Origin of the sequence: Peptococcus niger, from assembly GCF_900101835.1 — a bacterium.
Taxonomy (GTDB): domain Bacteria; phylum Bacillota; class Peptococcia; order Peptococcales; family Peptococcaceae; genus Peptococcus; species Peptococcus niger.
The window spans coordinates 1-16,994 of the sequence record NZ_FNAF01000019.1 but is presented as its reverse complement, the minus strand read 5'-3'; the positions used below and the strand labels follow the sequence as shown (position 1 = coordinate 16,994).

Genomic DNA, 16,994 nt, shown 5'->3' with positions numbered 1-16,994 from the left:
AAAAGCTTTAGCTTCAAGTAAAAAAAGAACCTCCTATGATAAAATTATTGTGTTATCGGCAATAAAATATCAAGGAGGTATCCATATGGATAAGAGAAGCTTAGCACATACAAGTTGGAATTGTAAGTATCATATCGTGTTTGCGCCAAAATATAAGCGACAGGTTATCTATGGGAGATTGAAAAAAGCATAGGAAAAGCGTTAAGAGACCTATGCAAGAGAAGCAGGTCAAATAAAGTATGAAAATAGGCGCTTTAGCGCCAACTGGGGGATTTGTTGCAAGAGAAAGAAATTCAGAGCACGTGAGTGCTGCCAGTAACAGCCCCTTATAGGGGCATAACAAACCACCGGCTAAGCCGGTGGTTCTGATTTTTAGAGAGGGAAGGGAGCTGCTTGGTAAAGGCGGTTAAGTTTTGTTTAAGGACTTGTCCCGGTCACTTGCAGATGCGCTTGCCCTGTCCCTTTCCAACCTGCTAGAGGGGCCTATGATGACGGCAGTATTCTTTTGCCGGTTGATAAAGGTCTTGCCTTGTTTTTCTTGTACCGTCTCTCCGACCTTCTAACTGGCGGCTGGGCCTTGAAAAAGGCTTCTTAATCGTTGGGCTCAAGGTCGGAGGGGCTTGAGCTTTATCAAGCCAGGTCCTGCTTGACAAGGTCGGCCTGTCTGTGTCAGACTGGGTTATTGAGAATGGCCTGGAAGGACATACTTATGCGTTTATAAGGGCCTGAGGGCAGGTATAATAAAGGTGGATGTTTTTACCTTTGTTGGTGGATGCTGATGGTTTAAGGAGGATTTTGTGAGTCAATTCATGCCAAATATAATGGACTTGCTTTACTTGGTGCCGGCGATTTTACTGGCGCTGACGGTTCATGAATATGCCCACGCTTATATTTCTTATCGCCTGGGGGACCCGACACCGGCGACAGATGGGCGCTTGTCGCTCAACCCCCTGCATCATTTGGACCCGATGGGCACCCTGATGCTTTTGCTTTTCCGCTTTGGCTGGGCCAAACCCGTCATTGTCAATCCGGGCTATTATAAAAATCCCAAGCAGGGAATGGCCTTGGTGGCGGCGGCCGGTCCGGTGGCCAATTTTATTTTGGCCTTTATCAGTATGCTGGTGTTGACCGTTTTACAAAAGCTGGGCATCAGTGAATCGCCGGTGACGGCGGCAGTGGTGCGGTTCTTTTTGATGCTTTTGTTCATCAATGTGGGGCTGGGGATTTTTAATTTGATTCCTGTACCGCCACTGGACGGTTCAAAGATTGTTGGGGCGCTTTTGCCAAACCGGACCTATATGAAGTTTATGGAGCTGTCGCGTTACGGGTTTCTTCTTGTCATCGCACTGATTTTTTCAGGGGCCTTTAACGGGCCCTTGGTTTGGGCGCGCAGCGCTGTGGTCAATGGGCTCCAGTGGATGGCCGATACGGTGACATTTTTCTTATAAGGGGGCGGGTAGATGTCTACAGACAATGAACTGCAGCCCTATGGGGCAATGGCGCCAACGGTGGCCTTTCACACCCTGGGCTGTAAGGTCAACCAGCACGACAGCGATATGATGGCGGCGCTTTTTGCTGCGGCCGGCTATGAAGTGGTGCCCTTTCATGATATTGCGGATGTGTATGTGATCAATACATGCACCGTGACCCACCTATCCGACCGAAAGTCCCGCCAAATGATTCGCCGGGCCGTGTCGCAAAATCCGGCAGCCATCGTTGCCGTATGTGGCTGTTATGTCCAAACGGCTGCCGATGAAGTGGCGCGCATTGAAGGGGTGGATGTGCTTATCGGCACCAATGAGCGGAGCCGGATTGTGGAAGCGGTAGAGGCTTATCGCCAGGCCGGTGAGCGGCAGATTTTGATGCCGTCAGAGGAAGACCTGTATACCTTTGAACCGGTCACCCATGCCCAGGTGTCGGATCGGAGCCGTGCTTATGTAAAAATCCAGGAAGGCTGTAACCAGTTTTGCAGTTATTGCATTATCCCTTATGCCCGCGGGCCCTTGCGGTCGCGGCGGGTGGCGGACACGGTTTCACAGGTGCAGGACCTGGTCCGCGCCGGTTATAGGGAAGTGGTCTTGACCGGGATTCACATTGGCGTCTTCGGCCAGGGCTTGCAGGATGAGCCGGGGGATTTGACGGCCTTGTGCCGGGCTATTTTAGCGGAAACGGATTTGCCGCGCTTGCGGCTGGGGTCTATTGAATGCACGGAAATCACGCCCGACCTGATCCGGTTGATGGCAGAAGAACCGCGCATGGCGCGACACCTGCACATTCCGCTGCAAGCCGGTGCGGACAAGACCCTGTCGGCGATGAACAGGCCCTACAATACGGAAGCCTTCCGACAAATCATGCGGGAGGTGCGGGCGGCCATTCCAGGTATTGCCGTGACGACCGACCTGATGGTCGGCTTTCCCGGTGAAACAGATGACGACTTTCGCGCGAGCCTGATTTTTGCCAACGATATGGCTTTCAGCGACATGCATATTTTTAAATATTCCATGCGCGGAGGCACGCCGGCAGCGGCTATGCCGGACCAAGTCCCGGCGGAGGTCAAAGACCGCCGGGCCAAGCAGATGGCGGTGGTTGCGCGCAAAAATAAAGAAGCCTATGCCCGGGCGCAAATCGGCAAAACCTTGTCGGTGATCATTGAAGACCATCATACGGATGGCGGCGTTACCGGACACAGCTCCAATTATTTGAAGGTCTATATTCCCCAGGATGCCCCGCCGGCGAAAACCGTGGCTGCAATTGAGATCATCGACTATAAAGATTATCTTTTGCAGGGACAGGTGACCTCAGCTGATAAGGCCGACGGTTAACGGATATGGGGTCAGTAAGCGACACTTTGTTTAGGAGGGATACTTATGGCAGATTGTATTTTCTGCAAACTGGCCAATCATGAGATTGAGCCGGATGTGGTCTATGAAAACGATTTGGTTTGCGCCTTTCGCGATGCGGCGCCGGTGGCGCCGGTGCACGTGCTCTGCGTGCCAAAGGCCCATGTAAGCGGTGTGAATGACTTGGACGTGGCCGATACGGCCTTGCTCAGCGCCTTGTTTGAAGCGGCACAAACCGTTGTACAGAAACTGGGCATTGCCGAAGAAGGCTACCGCTTGGTCATCAACAGCGGCGAACGTGGCGGTCAATCCGTGGGTCATTTGCATCTGCACGTCTTGGGCGGCAGAGACATGCAATGGCCGCCGGGCTGAAGATAAAATAATTGCGCTTTTCCCCGCTAGATCCCTTCGAAAGACTTGCACGACAGCATGAATTGTAGTATGATTATTGTTGTATTTAACAAGTCCTGAAGCCAACGATGTTGGTGCGGAGGGAGGGAAAAGATCATGTCATCTGAAATTAAGGTTCGTAAAGATGAATCTTTAGATAGCGCCCTGCGCCGTTTTAAGCGTTCCTGTCAGAAATCCGGCGTTTTATCCGAATGCCGCAAGCGCGAGCATTATGAAAAACCTAGTGTTAAGCGCAAAAAGAAATCTGAAGCGGCACGTAAACATAATCGCAGAAAATCTTATTAATTTTATGGTTACTAAAAGCCCGGTCAATGACCGGGCTTTATGTATTTCCATTCTCAGCAGTTCTCGTTTTTGGCGGAGTCGTCAGCGGCAGGATCCTGAGCTAGGTCCTTGCGAAAAACAGGCATGACGTGCTCGCATAGAATGCGCAATTCCAGTGGCGAGCGATTGAGCCCTATCATGCTGGGAAAACCGACGTCCATCTCTGCCGTCAATACGTCATCCGTCTCTTCATCAATCACAATCCACAAATAACCGCTATCTTTTTCCGCTTGGACGGAAAAATCAAAGCGCAGGCCGGTTTTAGTGCGGCTACGCTCCCTGAGCCTTAAATGTTGCCGTAAGGTTTCGGCATCCGCTTCTTGCAGAAAGCGCAGGAAAAGCGTTTCTTCATCTCTTGTCACAGTCATCATCCCTTTTAAATCATTGAAGCCATTATATCACAGCAGGGGGCCAAGCCGCCAATTGTATGGCTTCACCTGTTATGCTATACTTGACTATATTCATCAATCTAACTTCGTCCCGCAGGGGCAATTCTTTTTTTGTATGGAGGGTATCTATGCTGAAAGGTCACCGAGAAGTTCTGGTTTCACGCGAAACCATTGCCAAAACAGTTGCCGAAATCGGCGCTGCCATTAACCGCGATTACGACAAGAATACAGACCGCCCCCTAGTGGTCATTTCTTTATTGAAAGGCGCCATGGTCTTTACCGCCGACTTGATTCGCACCCTAAACATGCCCGTGCGCTTGGAAGTCCTGGTGGCCTCCAGCTATGGCGACGGAACCGTTTCCACGCGCCAGGTCAATGTTAAATACCAAAGCTTTGACAGCCTGGAAGGCTGCGATGTCCTCCTTGTCGATGACATTACCGACAGCGGCAACACCTTAAAGGCCGTCGGTGCCTATATCCAACAATATAACCCGGCTACCGTGCGGTATTGCAGCTTCTTAGACAAACCGTCCCGCCGTGAAGTGGACATTGAGATTGATTACATCGGCTTGGACATTCCGGATGAATTTGTCATCGGTTATGGCCTGGACTATGCCGGTCAATACCGCGAACTCCCTGATATTTGCGTCATTCGCGAAGGAGATGCCCAATGAAAAAAGACCAACAGCTTGTGCTCGTGATCGACTTTGGCGGTCAATACAACCAGCTCATCGCCCGCCGCGTTCGCGAGATTGGATTTTATTCAGAACTCATTCCCTACACCAAAGCCGCCGCAGAAATCACAGCCCGGAAGCCGGCAGCGGTTATTTTAACCGGCGGCCCCTCCTCCACCATGAGTGAGGATGCCCCGCGCCTCTCGGACGAGGTTTTTCGCGCCGGGATTCCTGTTTTAGGCATTTGCTACGGCGCCCAGCTCATGTGCCACACCTTTGGCGGCCAGCTGGAAAAACCCGCCAAACGCGAATACGGGAAAACCGAGATCAGCTATGGCGATAGCGCCTTGTTCACGGACTTGCCCAAAGAGGCTGTTTGCTGGATGAGCCATACCGATCAAATCGCCCAGTTGCCGGAAGGCTTTACCGCCACCGCAAAAACCGTCGATTGCCCGGTTGCCGCCTTTGAAGACCCAGCCCGCCACCTGTACGGGCTGCAATTTCATCCGGAAGTTGTCCATACCCAGGGCGGTACCCAAATTATTTCAAACTTCCTCTTAAAATGCGTTGGCCTGACCCCGGACTGGACCCCGGCCGGCTTTATCGACTACCAAGTTGACGCCATTCGTCAAACCGTTGGCGATCAAAAGGTCATCTGTGCCCTGTCCGGCGGCGTAGATTCCTCCGTGGCTGCCGTCCTTATTCATCGCGCTGTCGGTGACCAATTGACCTGTATTTTCTGCGATCACGGCCTTATGCGTAAAGATGAAGGCGATATGGTGGAAAGCGTCTTTAAAGAGCACTTCCATATGAATTTTATCCGGGTTAACGCTGAAGACCGTTTTCTTGGCAAGCTCCAAGGCGTTACCGATCCGGAACGCAAACGGAAAATCATCGGTGAAGAATTCATCCGCGTTTTTGAAGAAGAAGCCGCCAAAATCGGCCAGATCGATTATCTGGGCCAAGGTACCATCTATCCGGATATCATTGAAAGCGGCGGCGGCACCAACACCGCCGTCATCAAGAGCCACCACAACGTTGGCGGTCTGCCCGAAGACATGACCTTAAAAGTTTTGGAACCCCTGCGGGAACTCTTCAAAGACGAAGTCCGCCAGGTCGGTTTAGAACTCGGCATTGACCCTGCCCTCATTTGGCGCCACCCCTTCCCCGGGCCGGGACTCGGTATCCGCGTCCTTGGCGAAGTCACCAAAGAAAAATGTGACATCCTCCGTGAAGCTGACGCCATCTACCGTGAAGAACTGGACAAGGCCGGCCTTACCCGTGAAATCTGGCAAGCCTTCGCCACCCTGCCGGACGTGCGCACCGTCGGCGTCATGGGCGACGAACGCACCTACAGCCATATGATCGGCCTGCGCGCCATCACTTCCACCGACGCCATGACCGCCGAATACTACCCCATCCCCCACGAGCTCCTCGATAAAATCGCCCGCCGCATCGTCAACGAAGTCCAAAGCGTCAACCGCGTCGTTTTCGACATCACCGGCAAACCCCCGGCAACGATTGAGTGGGAATAAGCTCAAGAAAATAAAAAAGCTTAAGAGTGGTGGTTATAAGACTTTAAAAAGTTCAACTGGGACAAAATCGGGTAAAAACGTTTAAAAGAATAATGCTGGGAATGTTCCCAAGGCGGCATAGAAAAAGTAAAAGCTCTGGTCTTAGGGACTGGGGCTTTTTGTTTATAACTAATAAAAAGAGGTTTGGAATGGTTATTTTAAAGAAGATTTCATTTTCAAATGAGGAAGTTGTTTATGAATATTATCCTGAAGGGAAAACTGAATTTCCGGGGATAATTGCCGCAGATTTAAAAGAAAGAAAGGTTTTTCTTAAAGAAAGCTCACAAAAGGATTTCTATCAAGAGATACTGGGAGTAGAACTTAATGATATGAGAGATAGTATAAATAAGATGCGAGTTGAAAATGGAGAGGAACCATATACTGAGGAAGAATTTCCCGCTTGTGATCCTGATAAAGATTATGGTGGTTATGTCTATGCAGAAAAAGCTCTCTCCAAACTTGCGGAATTCTTTGAAGCTAATGATTTCAGAGATGAAGGTATGGTTGCTTGGTATTAGTAAAAATTATGTTACTTAATTTTGATGAATTTATAATGAAAAAAGCGATTTAGTTTTTGGGGTCAGTTTATTGTTTGCTGGGAAAGATGTTGTTGACAGTGATGAGTATATCCAAAATTAAATATAAAATTCGAGATTTATATTCATCATATTATAAAATAAACTATAAAAATCGGTCGGTATATTTTGATAAAGAGCAAGAGAAAAAGATAAATACAAATGTAATGTGATAAGACATATGTTACAGAAACAGATAAAAAAGAGATATACTCTGATACAATAAGTTTCAACCAAAAACAAAGTATCAAAAGGAGTATCTCTCATGGCAAGTATAAACGAAGAAATGCGTTTTCGCCAGCGTCTATGTGAATATGCAATCAAATATGGCGTCACAAAGGCAGCAAGAAAGTATCATACGAACCGCCAGTTAAAAAAGTACGACGGGACCGTTAGAAGCCTTGCCCTGAAGTCCCGGAAGCCTCATTGCAGCCCTAACGCCCATACAGAAGATGAACTCGCCCTCATAAAACGCATGCTGAAACGTAACGGAATCTATGGTTTGACAGAAGTCTATGTAAGATGTCTAAGCAAAGGCTACACCAGAAGCTTCGGCAGCATGTGTCGGCAGATACGCAAGAAAGGTTACAAGAAGCCGACAATACACAGGAAGAGCTATACAAACTACAAAAGAATGGACGGAGAATACCCGGGGCATAAAGTACAAGTAGATATCAAGTATGTGCCGAATGAATGCATCAAGTTTCCATGCTATGGGCAGCAATACTACCAGATTACAGCCATTGACGAATACAGCCGTAGACGCATCCTAAAAATCGTAAAAGAGAAGAGCAGCTATGAGACAGGAAAATTCCTGCAAAGCCTGGAAAAGAAAATGGGATTTCAAGTCAGCATCATCCAGGTAGACAATGGAGCAGAGTTCGTCAATGATGAAGAACGTACCGACAAACTTGGCCTATTTCAGAAAATAGCGGAGAGCCTGGGGATGCAGATCAGAAGAACGCGGCCCTACTCCCCATGGCAGAACGGCAAAGTAGAACGTTCCCACCGCGAAGACGGAAAGATTCTTTATAAAAGAAAAGTATTCACCAGCGAAGCGGAACTGAAAAAGCAAGTACAGAAACATGAAGACCGCTATAACCGAACAGCAAAGACAAGTCTAGACTTCAAAAATCCTAATTAGGTAGTAGAAGAGTATTTCTCAAAGTGTAACATATGTCTTGACAGTTAAGAATAATGCGACAATAAGTTGTCGGTTTGAATTCTAGTAGTGTCGCGAATGTGATATAATATTAATATTAGAGGAGGACTGCAATGAGCCGATATATTGAATCAGAAACAATTGAATTAAAAGAAAAATACACAGATGCGATTACAAAGGAAATAGTATCTTTCCTTAATGGTGCAGGAGGAACGATTCTTATTGGCGTAAAAGATAATGGTATTGTAGTTGGTGTGGACAAAATTGATGAAGTTCTTAGAAAAATATCTGATATTATAACAAGTCAAATAGAGCCAAACCCACAAGATGAAATCAGTTCAGAACTCAAATTTGATGAAGGAAAAACTCTTATAGTGATTCATATAAATAAAGGTCGCCATCATATTTATTGTCAAAAGAAATATGGATTTTCTTCCACTGGATGCACAATACGAATCGGGACAACTTGTAAAGAGATGACACTGGAACAGATAAAAATTAGATATGAGAGAAAATTTATAGATAATGAATACATGCTTAAGAAAAAATCAAATTTATCGGATTTATCGTTTAGGGAGCTTAAGATATATTATTCTGAAAAAAATTACCATTTAGACGATAAGTCCTTTGAAACAAATTTGAATTTAAGGAATGAAGCTGGAGAATATAATTTACTGGCAGAACTATTATCTGATAAAAATAATATTCCCTTTATTTTTGTGAAATTTCAAGGAGAAAATAAAGCTTCCATATCTGAAAGAAGTGATTATGGTTATGGATGTATTTTAACAACTTATGGAAAAATAAAAAACAGATTGCAGGCTGAAAATATATGTATTTCTGATACGACAGTTAGACCAAGAAAAGACACCTATTTATTTGATTTTGATTGTGTTAATGAAGCAATTTTAAATGCTTTAGTTCATAACGATTGGACAATCACAGAGCCACAGATTTCAATGTTTCATGACAGGCTTGAGATATTTTCACATGGTGGACTTCCTAATGGAATGACAAAAGAGCAATTTTTTGATGGAATAAGTAAGCCGAGAAACGTAACATTGATGAGGATATTTCTAAATATGGGGCTAACTGAACACACCGGACATGGGATTCCTACGATTGTAGAAAAATATGGGAAAGATGTTTTTGAAATTGAAAGTAACTATATTAGATGCACTATTCCTTTTGAGAAAGAAGTGGTTGACCAAATAGACAATAAAAATGTCGGTTTGAATGTCGGTTTGAATGTCGGTTTGAATAAAACTGAGAAGAAAGTGATTGAACTTCTTATTAAAAGTCCAAGCTTGACATCAATTGAACTTGCAGAAAAAATAGGTGTAACAAAGAGGACTATCGAAAGGACATTTAAATCCTTACAAGAAAAGAACATGATAGAAAGAATTGGATCAAAGCGTGATGGAAATTGGATTGTTGCGAGAAGAAAATGCCACTTTTAATTTCAGGTATATTAATTCAGATTTACTTTAATATGTTTAAATTTAAACCTGAAATAAGTTTTCAAATATATAATTACTAATAACAGTAATATAATTAATCAAAATAGCTTTACAGTCCAGTTTTTAAAAGCTAAATAGATTTTATAAGGAGTAAAAGTAATGGATTATAAAAAAGAAAAAGATATAATTTTAGCAATTTGCTATGACTTCGACAAGACACTTACGCCAGATGATATGCAAGCTCAAGGATTTATACAGTCCTTAGAACAGAACGTGGACGAATTTTGGAACGAATCTAATAAATTAGCAGAAGACAATGATATGGATCAAAATTTGGCATGGATGTACAAGATGACCAAAGATTCCAGAGGTAAACATATTTTCAACAAGAAAACTCTTTCAGAATATGGAGCAAATGTTGAATTATTTCCAGGAGTCGAAGAATGGTTTGACAGAATAAATAACTATGGAAAAGAAAAAGGCATTCAAGTTGAACATTATATAATTTCATCAGGCTTAAAAGAAATGATTGAAGGAACTAAAATAGCAAGCTACTTTAAAAAGATATACGCAAGTTCATTTTATTACGATGCCGATGGTGTCGCTGTCTGGCCAGCACAATGCATAAACTATACGAGTAAGACCCAATTTCTCTTCAGAATAAAAAAAGGTGCTCTTGATTTTAACGATACAAAGGTAAATGATTATTTTAAAGAAGATGAATACCGAGTTCCCTTCAGAAATATGGTCTATATAGGCGACAGTGATACAGATATACCATGTATGAAACTTGTATCTACAAATGGTGGCTACTCCATTGGCGTCCACGGAAAAGATTCAAAAAATAAAGTTTTTAAGATGATAGAAGAAAACAGAATAAAATATTTTACAGAAGCCGATTACACTGAAGGATCAGAATTAGAAATATTAGTAAAAAATATTATAGATAGAACAGCTGCTAACGAAATTTTGGAGAGAAAAAATGCAGAATGCCTAAGAGAAATGAAGCGCGAAAGAACAAACAAGGATGAGGATTATATCAAAAAGGAAGATTTAATAGACCAATTAAGCGAAAGCCCATCATTTTCTAAAACCCATGAAATAATTAAAAAAATGAGTCCTATAGACTCTTGGGGGAGTAAACAAATTAAAAGAATATTAAAAATTGCTTTAGCTAATAATCAAGTTAGATATATTCTTAAGGATCACGATGTGAAAAATTTTTATGAAGATATTTGTAAAAAATCAACAAGTCGTTTTTCTCAAGAAATAAAAGATATTATTGGATAGAATAATATTATTTGGATATTCAAAAAACAGAAAAATTAATATATCAGATAATTAGATTATTTAATCCAAGAAAAAATATAATATGACTTTTTTAAGACACCTTTTTAAAATATAGGTGTCTATTTTAATGAATTTTACCTTGTTAGGGAGAACCCTAATACCCCAAATGATATGAGCAAAGGAGAAATGTATGTATAATAGAACAAGAAAAAATCAACTAAAAATATATTTAACAGATGAAGAAAAAGAAATTTTTGAAAAGAAAATGAAACTTGCAAATTGCAAAACTATGCCCCACTTTCTTAGAAAATGTGTGTTGGAAAAAGAAATTTATATTGTAGATCTAGAACCATTTAGAAACTTACAATGGCTAATTTCAAATGCAACAAATAACAGAAACCAGATCGCAAAAGCAACTAATACAACTGGTGTCATTTACAAGAAAGATATTGATCATATGAGAGAAAAAATAGAAAAATTATCAAAAGAAATATGGGATATACATTCCCTATTATTAAGAAGAACGAAATAAAATTTATCCAAAATAAATCTTAGACCTGTAAGAAGTTTTTAAAATATGATATAATATACTCAAATGAAATGACGATTTTTAAAATGACAAGGGAGAGAAATTTATGCAAAACTTTGGGAAAATTATTTTTAAAATAGACCAGGTTTTAGAAGAAAAAAATATAAGCAAAAACAAATTAGAAAAAGAAGCAAATCTTCAAAGGACGCAACTTAATTCTTATTGTAATAATAAAGTTAAAAGAATTGATTTAGAAACTATAGCAAAGATTTGTTATGTTCTTGATTGTAAGGTTGAAGATATTATGGATTATGTCAGGTAATTAAATGAATAGATCCGAAATAATAAAAAATAGGTAACATGCATCAGATTGGTAACACTGAATCAGGAGAGTTTAGTTATGTTCAAGCACTTAAAACAGTTGGAAAAAATATAAAAGATTACCAAAAAGGAGATACAGACACAAACCATCAATACTTAGATATAAGATTTGAAAATGATAGATTAGTTATTTTAGTAGAAACAAAAAATAGCTTTAACAGATGGGATCATAATAAAATTAGAAAACAATTACAAGACTATGTAAGGTACGAAAAAGCGTATTCTGATAAAAAAATAATTGCTATGCTAATAGAAACAGATGGAGATGATATATGGGTTTGGCATGGACAATCAGTAATTATTGATGAAGAGCATAGGAAAAAAGAAGAAACTATTTTAAAATCTTTTGAAGAATATGAGAATATAGTTTTTGGTAAAGTTAACGACAAAATTAAAGTTGTTGATTCAATAAAGATTTTAAATGAAATGCTACATTAAATGATAATCCAAAGTACAATTATGTGTCACGTGATAGCAACGGAAACGGGGTAGTAGGATTTGTTGATGAAGTTGAAGGACAAAAATCTTTCCCTGCTGGTACTATGTCATTAGCTTTAGGTGGAAGTTTTCTTGGTTCTTGTTTTATTCAAAAAGAGCCGTTCTATACAGCACAAAATGTTGGGATATTGCAAGAAAAAGAACCACTTAGTATTCACACAAAATTATTTATCTCAACTCTGATAAGGAATGAATGCAAAATAAAATATCAGGCTTTTGGAAGAGAATTAAACTCGCATTTTAGAAAAGATTTTACAATAAAATTACCAGTTTTAATGAATGGTAATGACTATGTATTTGATAAAAGCAAAAAGTATTCTGATGAAGGATATATACCTGATTGGAAATATATGGAAAACTATATGAAGAGTTTACCATATGGGGATAGAATTGATGGTTAATAAAAAAGGAAAATTATTAGCAATGATTATTGGAGGGGCGTATGTCCGATAAAAGTTCAACAACTCAATTGTGTAAGATTATATACTTTGATGACGAGTCAATAACGGATTATCTTCAATTGATGTCTGGAGGAAAGCTGGAGAAAACAACAGAATTATTAGAAACTGCATCAAAAGATGCAGAAGTTGATACAGATGCAGCTACAAAAATTGGATTTGGTGGTCTTATAAAAGCATTATTAGGCTGGAATGCAGAAGTTGGCGTGACAGCATCAGCAGGACTAAGTTTTAATAGTGAAAAAATGGTAAAAAATATCATAAAAAATACTATTCTTACTGATTTTGTTAATGCACTAGAAGAAAATGAGAATAAGACAGCTGTTTCCAAATTACCAAAAGGGACAATAAAAAAATTCAGTGGTTATAAAATCACAGCAGAGAAAGATTCTTTGTCTTATTTCGTAATGGTTTCACCTTATATGAATATGTTTCAATCAGGAAGCACTATTCCTAGTGGCGAACTTAGCATTTCATTGGAGAAACTTGATAGTGTTTTAAGAAATGCAAAGGGTTATTACGAATTTGTTGGAACTAAAGGAAATAGTAAAGTAATTTTAAGATTTAATATTAGTGCTTTTAAAAATAATTATATGATTAGTGATTTGCTAAAAATGAATTTAAGTATTTTTGCTATTAAAGTTGGCGATACAACATTGGATATGCTTAATATTAACGAAGAGTTAAATCTTGATTTAACAAATAGTGTAGTTGATAATCCATCATATGAAGAAAGTAATAGAGATAATGGTCAAAATACTAATTCATCTAAAAAACTTCCAGTATTTGATGTGCTATTAGCTGGAGTTGAGTCAAATGGTTAATAGAATTATTATATTTAAAGGGAGCAAAAAAGATTTTGAAGAACTATTATCTGAAATTATAGGTAATGGTTCTTATACACCTTTTATGGAGCTGATACAAAAATATAATGCTAGGTTAAGACCGAATGAATCTGGTGTTAGAGAACAAGAGTTAGGAAGAAAAATACCTGTTGAAGCTTGTGTAGTAAAGGCAGATGATTATGCATCAGTGTTACCTCATGTTTTATCAAACTTTTCAACTATAATTACTTTAAACTGCAATATTGATTGTCTTCTAGTTCATAATCCACCGAGACGAGTGGAGGAATCTTTAAAAGCATATGATGAAAGTATAATTGAATATAAATTTTCAGAATACCAAGAAATATCTAAGGAAAAACTTAAGGAGATTTACAAACAATTAAATAAAGATATTCTTGGACAAGTTGATTGTAAAAAATCAATAATAACAGGATTGTATAGGTTATTAAAAGAACAAGTAAATAATCCAGTTGTATTAATGTTTTATGGGTATTCTGGAGTTGGTAAAACTGAAAGTGCTAAAAGTATAAGTAATTCATTAGGTGGGAACTTATTAAGAATTCAATTTTCAATGATGCAAACAAATGAAGCTTATAATTATGTTTTTGGGTCTGAACACTCAAATAATAGTTTAGCAAAAGATATGCTTTTAAGGGAGTCTAACGTTATACTAATTGATGAATTTGATAAAGTAGACTATAGGTTTTATAATGCTTTTTATGAGCTTTTTGATGAGGGTAGGTATGTAGATACCAATTATGATGTAGACTTAAAAAACACGATTTTTATATGTACCTCAAATTTTATGAATGAAGAAAAAATTAAAGAGAGTTTAGGACCAGCAATGTTTTCGAGATTTTCTGAGTGTATACAATTTGATCAATTAGAGAAAGAACAAAAAATTGAAATTGTTAAAAATTGGTACGATGAAGTATTGAGTAAATTAGATGATGATGAAAAAAACATAATAAAAAAAACAGATATCATGCAATGGTTTATGGATAATGTTGATAGATATGATAATATAAGAATATTAAAAACAAAACTAGAAAATGCTATATATCATAAATTATCAGAAGTATATATTTTTTCTTAGATGTTTTTACCTGGTACTGGGACTGGGACGGGACTAAAAATCTGAAAACATCCTATAATTAGATGGATTTAGTGATACTCTAAAAAAATAGAATCTAATATTTTGAATAGTTTGGGATGTATCGTACGTTTGGAAAAGAAGAGTGGGAGTAAAACAAGGGCTATATTGCTAGCAAGCAAGATGCTTTCCTGTGGGGGCAAAAAAATAACCGGTTCAATTTCATAACTTGTTTAAGAAGCCTCCCATTTTAATGGGGGGCTTTTTGCTTTTAGGATTCAGCAATTCGTTTGTAGCCTTGTCGGTATTGTCTTGCGGAGAGTATGATTTTGGCTGCCGTCAGTGCGAATGGTTTACTGCCTTGCCCGCGCTAAAACATTGGCAAGAAGCGTGTCGTTAGAAAACTGGTAAATTTTTGCTGCATTTCTTGCGATAAAAGTGCTAAGGCTTACTTATTGGATATTTACGGTCAGAAGAGAATTTCTTAGGGGTGACTTTCTTTTCCTTCTGGTGTCAAGTATAATTCAAGTAAAGAAGTTATGCGTTGCACGCTTATTTGACGCCCTATTCCATTGAGCCCCTGGTAAGCGGACTTATGGCCTATGGAATTGGCGATGCGTTGGCGTGCCTTTGGCAGACGGCATGGGGACTTGCATAGGAGGATTGGTGTGAATAAGGATAAAGAGCAGACTCAAAGGAAGAAGGGCCACAAGAAAAAATGGTTGTTGGCATTAGCTGGTGTGGTTGCTTTAGTGGCCATCATTATCGGTCCAATGGTTTTTCAGTATTATTTCCCGGAAAATGATACCGATGGAAGGCTTAAAAAGGCGACCAGCTTGGAAGATTTGTATACGCTTAAGCAAGAGAAGGATGGGGCACATTTTACCCATCTTGCGCAGGGCTATGCGTTGACCTTTCCGGAAAAACCGACGGTAAGGGTGCATCCCAGTGAAGCGGAGGTGGACTTTCAACTTCCGGATTATCGGGTGCGGGTTTTCAAACAAGTTGTCGGAAAGGATACGCTGCCGGCGAGACATTATTTCGCCTATAGCACAGGTACAGGAAAGGACGATTTTGGCTGGCTAACCAACACCCGGGACCATAAAATCCTCCGTAATGAGGACTTTCATCTGGGGATGCAAAAAGGCCGGCTCTTGGTTTGGGATCGACCACGCCTGGCGGCTCTTTCTGATGATGCCAGACACTACTGTAGCATTGACATTCAGACAGATGCCCACACGGTGATGAGTTATCTTTTTACCGCACAGAAGCCCTTCAAAAATACAGATGCCTTACTTGACTTGGTCAAAAGCTATCAAGCGGTGACGCCAACGGTTCAGCCCTATGTTCAGCCCCTGGGCAAAACCGGCCCCCAGCACCCGGTCAGCAATAAAACGCAGTATCTTTTTGATAAACGGTTTGGTGAGCGCGCCAACCTGTCCTGGGGGATTTTTCAACCCAGTTATGCGGCCTTTGACTATAAGGACCTCCGCAAGACAGAGAAAGAATTAGACTATCGGTTTAACTTTATTGTTCATTACAGTGACTTCACTCGAGCTGATCCGGCCACGACGATTGCGCCGGTTTTAAAGCAGGCTGCCGCAGAGGGCCGCACCGTTGAATTGACCTTGCAAACGGTCGATGAAGAAGACGGCTCCAACCAAGTCTACAAGGTTTTAAACGGCAAATATGATGGTTATCTAAAGGACTACGCAAAAGCCATTCAAGATGGCGGCGCCCCGGTGCTTTTGCGAATTGGCAATGAGATGAACGGGGACTGGTGCAAGTATTGCGCCTACCACCTAAGTCGCGATCCGGAGATTTATACCGCTTTTTACCGCTACATTGCCGATAAACTGACGGAATACGGTGTTGGTGACCAAATTCTCTACGTTTGGAACCCAAATAATGAATCCTGGCCCAATTATTACTGGAATTATCCCGGTATGTATTACCCCGGCGATGCCTATGTCGATATCATTGGCATGACGGCTTACAATACAGGGACCTATTATCCGTCTGAATTATGGCAGGATTTCGGGGCGCTTTATGATGAGACCTATGCCCATGTTCAAGCGGCCTATCGGCAACCGGTTATGATTACAGAATTCGCCTGTTCCGGCATTGGCGGCGATAAAGTGGCCTGGACCAAAGAAATGCTCAAACATCTTGCCGGTTACAAGGACCTTAAAGTGGCCATTTGGTGGAATTACGCAGATTATGATCCCAAAGACCTGGAAACCATATCGCGGTCCTACTATATTGACCAGCCAAAGGGGATGGTTGATGTTTGGCGGGATTATTTTCAGACCCTGTTAGCTGACAAGGGGTCGAATAGAAAATGAAGGCTGAGGTTATTTAATATTTGTAAGAGCCGCCATTAGGCGGCTTTTGCATTTTTTGTTCGCTTTAGCATGAATAAACCACCAGCTATGCTGGTGGTAGGAATAAAAAGCTTTAGCTTCAAGTAAAAAAAGAACCTCCTATGATA

18 protein-coding genes and 1 pseudogene are annotated in these 16,994 nt (G+C 40.8%); 18 read left to right on the top strand and 1 reads right to left on the bottom strand.

The window, feature by feature from the left end; all coding sequences use genetic code 11:
- Positions 1-85: 85 nt before the first annotated feature.
- The 5 genes and pseudogenes from BLQ16_RS09155 to rpsU form a co-directional block, all read left to right on the top strand.
- A pseudogene (locus BLQ16_RS09155) lies at positions 86-222 on the top strand (transposase); the annotation flags it as partial.
- Positions 223-797: 575 nt separating this feature from the next.
- Positions 798-1,448 carry a site-2 protease family protein gene (locus BLQ16_RS09150; protein WP_242868991.1) on the top strand — a complete coding sequence of 217 codons (651 nt, stop codon included), beginning with the start codon at positions 798-800 and terminating at the stop codon, positions 1,446-1,448.
- A gap of 12 nt (positions 1,449-1,460) precedes the next feature.
- Entirely contained in the window at positions 1,461-2,822 is a 1,362-nt protein-coding gene (gene mtaB, locus BLQ16_RS09145; protein WP_200781917.1) for a tRNA (N(6)-L-threonylcarbamoyladenosine(37)-C(2))-methylthiotransferase MtaB, read from the top strand.
- Between the two features lie 45 nt (positions 2,823-2,867).
- Positions 2,868-3,212 carry a histidine triad nucleotide-binding protein gene (locus BLQ16_RS09140; protein WP_091792422.1) on the top strand — a complete coding sequence of 115 codons (345 nt, stop codon included), beginning with the start codon at positions 2,868-2,870 and terminating at the stop codon, positions 3,210-3,212.
- Between the two features lie 135 nt (positions 3,213-3,347).
- Positions 3,348-3,536 carry a 30S ribosomal protein S21 gene (gene rpsU / locus BLQ16_RS09135; RefSeq protein ID WP_091792421.1) on the top strand — a complete coding sequence of 63 codons (189 nt, stop codon included), beginning with the start codon at positions 3,348-3,350 and terminating at the stop codon, positions 3,534-3,536.
- A 53-nt stretch (positions 3,537-3,589) separates the two neighbouring features.
- On the opposite strand, the gene BLQ16_RS09130 is transcribed toward rpsU, so the two are convergent.
- On the bottom strand, positions 3,590-3,937 hold the full coding sequence (locus tag BLQ16_RS09130) for a hypothetical protein (RefSeq protein WP_144019694.1): 348 nt from the start codon (positions 3,935-3,937) through the stop codon (positions 3,590-3,592).
- 155 nt (positions 3,938-4,092) lie between these two features.
- Between BLQ16_RS09130 and hpt the strand changes: the two genes are divergently transcribed.
- From hpt to BLQ16_RS09065, 13 genes are all read left to right on the top strand, one after another.
- A complete protein-coding gene (gene hpt, locus BLQ16_RS09125; protein ID WP_159428074.1) occupies positions 4,093-4,638 on the top strand; it encodes a hypoxanthine phosphoribosyltransferase in 546 nt (181 codons plus the stop codon).
- Entirely contained in the window at positions 4,635-6,173 is a 1,539-nt protein-coding gene (guaA, locus tag BLQ16_RS09120) for a glutamine-hydrolyzing GMP synthase (RefSeq protein WP_091792418.1), read from the top strand. Before hpt ends, guaA begins: the two co-directional genes overlap by 4 nt.
- 188 nt (positions 6,174-6,361) lie before the next feature.
- Positions 6,362-6,730 carry a hypothetical protein gene (locus BLQ16_RS09115; protein ID WP_091792417.1) on the top strand — a complete coding sequence of 123 codons (369 nt, stop codon included), beginning with the start codon at positions 6,362-6,364 and terminating at the stop codon, positions 6,728-6,730.
- 322 nt (positions 6,731-7,052) lie between these two features.
- Entirely contained in the window at positions 7,053-7,931 is an 879-nt protein-coding gene (locus BLQ16_RS09110) for a DDE-type integrase/transposase/recombinase (RefSeq protein ID WP_091792416.1), read from the top strand.
- Positions 7,932-8,062: 131 nt separating this feature from the next.
- Complete coding sequence (locus BLQ16_RS09105) at positions 8,063-9,409, top strand: RNA-binding domain-containing protein (RefSeq protein ID WP_091792415.1); 1,347 nt, start codon at positions 8,063-8,065, stop codon at positions 9,407-9,409.
- 159 nt (positions 9,410-9,568) lie between these two features.
- Complete coding sequence (locus BLQ16_RS09100) at positions 9,569-10,699, top strand: HAD family hydrolase (RefSeq protein ID WP_091792414.1); 1,131 nt, start codon at positions 9,569-9,571, stop codon at positions 10,697-10,699.
- Positions 10,700-10,889: 190 nt separating this feature from the next.
- Complete coding sequence (locus BLQ16_RS09095; RefSeq protein ID WP_091792413.1) at positions 10,890-11,231, top strand: plasmid mobilization protein; 342 nt, start codon at positions 10,890-10,892, stop codon at positions 11,229-11,231.
- 103 nt (positions 11,232-11,334) lie between these two features.
- Positions 11,335-11,550 carry a helix-turn-helix domain-containing protein gene (locus tag BLQ16_RS09090; RefSeq protein WP_091792412.1) on the top strand — a complete coding sequence of 72 codons (216 nt, stop codon included), beginning with the start codon at positions 11,335-11,337 and terminating at the stop codon, positions 11,548-11,550.
- Positions 11,551-11,588: 38 nt separating this feature from the next.
- The gene (locus BLQ16_RS09085; protein ID WP_200781916.1) at positions 11,589-12,047 is read left to right on the top strand and encodes a hypothetical protein; all 459 of its coding nucleotides are present in this window, start codon (positions 11,589-11,591) and stop codon (positions 12,045-12,047) included.
- A gap of 23 nt (positions 12,048-12,070) precedes the next feature.
- Positions 12,071-12,508, top strand: a complete 438-nt coding sequence (locus BLQ16_RS09080; protein ID WP_200781915.1) for a restriction endonuclease subunit S — start codon at positions 12,071-12,073, stop codon at positions 12,506-12,508.
- A gap of 41 nt (positions 12,509-12,549) precedes the next feature.
- The gene (locus BLQ16_RS09075) at positions 12,550-13,389 is read left to right on the top strand and encodes a DUF6414 family protein (RefSeq protein ID WP_091792411.1); all 840 of its coding nucleotides are present in this window, start codon (positions 12,550-12,552) and stop codon (positions 13,387-13,389) included.
- On the top strand, positions 13,382-14,506 hold the full coding sequence (locus BLQ16_RS09070; RefSeq protein ID WP_091792410.1) for an AAA family ATPase: 1,125 nt from the start codon (positions 13,382-13,384) through the stop codon (positions 14,504-14,506). The genes BLQ16_RS09075 and BLQ16_RS09070 overlap by 8 nt, the downstream gene beginning before the upstream one ends.
- Positions 14,507-15,171: 665 nt before the next feature.
- A complete protein-coding gene (locus BLQ16_RS09065) occupies positions 15,172-16,848 on the top strand; it encodes a glycoside hydrolase family 26 protein (RefSeq protein WP_159428073.1) in 1,677 nt (558 codons plus the stop codon).
- The last annotated feature ends 146 nt before the right edge of the window (positions 16,849-16,994 follow it).

Coding starts and splice junctions, on each gene's coding strand:
- mtaB (WP_200781917.1), top strand. CDS start 1,461: ATGTCTACAGACAATGAACTGCAGCCCTATGGGGCAATGGCGCCAACG.
- BLQ16_RS09140 (WP_091792422.1), top strand. CDS start 2,868: ATGGCAGATTGTATTTTCTGCAAACTGGCCAATCATGAGATTGAGCCG.
- rpsU (WP_091792421.1), top strand. CDS start 3,348: ATGTCATCTGAAATTAAGGTTCGTAAAGATGAATCTTTAGATAGCGCC.
- hpt (WP_159428074.1), top strand. CDS start 4,093: ATGCTGAAAGGTCACCGAGAAGTTCTGGTTTCACGCGAAACCATTGCC.
- guaA (WP_091792418.1), top strand. CDS start 4,635: ATGAAAAAAGACCAACAGCTTGTGCTCGTGATCGACTTTGGCGGTCAA.
- BLQ16_RS09115 (WP_091792417.1), top strand. CDS start 6,362: ATGGTTATTTTAAAGAAGATTTCATTTTCAAATGAGGAAGTTGTTTAT.
- BLQ16_RS09110 (WP_091792416.1), top strand. CDS start 7,053: ATGGCAAGTATAAACGAAGAAATGCGTTTTCGCCAGCGTCTATGTGAA.
- BLQ16_RS09105 (WP_091792415.1), top strand. CDS start 8,063: ATGAGCCGATATATTGAATCAGAAACAATTGAATTAAAAGAAAAATAC.
- BLQ16_RS09100 (WP_091792414.1), top strand. CDS start 9,569: ATGGATTATAAAAAAGAAAAAGATATAATTTTAGCAATTTGCTATGAC.
- BLQ16_RS09095 (WP_091792413.1), top strand. CDS start 10,890: ATGTATAATAGAACAAGAAAAAATCAACTAAAAATATATTTAACAGAT.
- BLQ16_RS09090 (WP_091792412.1), top strand. CDS start 11,335: ATGCAAAACTTTGGGAAAATTATTTTTAAAATAGACCAGGTTTTAGAA.
- BLQ16_RS09085 (WP_200781916.1), top strand. CDS start 11,589: ATGCATCAGATTGGTAACACTGAATCAGGAGAGTTTAGTTATGTTCAA.
- BLQ16_RS09075 (WP_091792411.1), top strand. CDS start 12,550: ATGTCCGATAAAAGTTCAACAACTCAATTGTGTAAGATTATATACTTT.
- BLQ16_RS09070 (WP_091792410.1), top strand. CDS start 13,382: ATGGTTAATAGAATTATTATATTTAAAGGGAGCAAAAAAGATTTTGAA.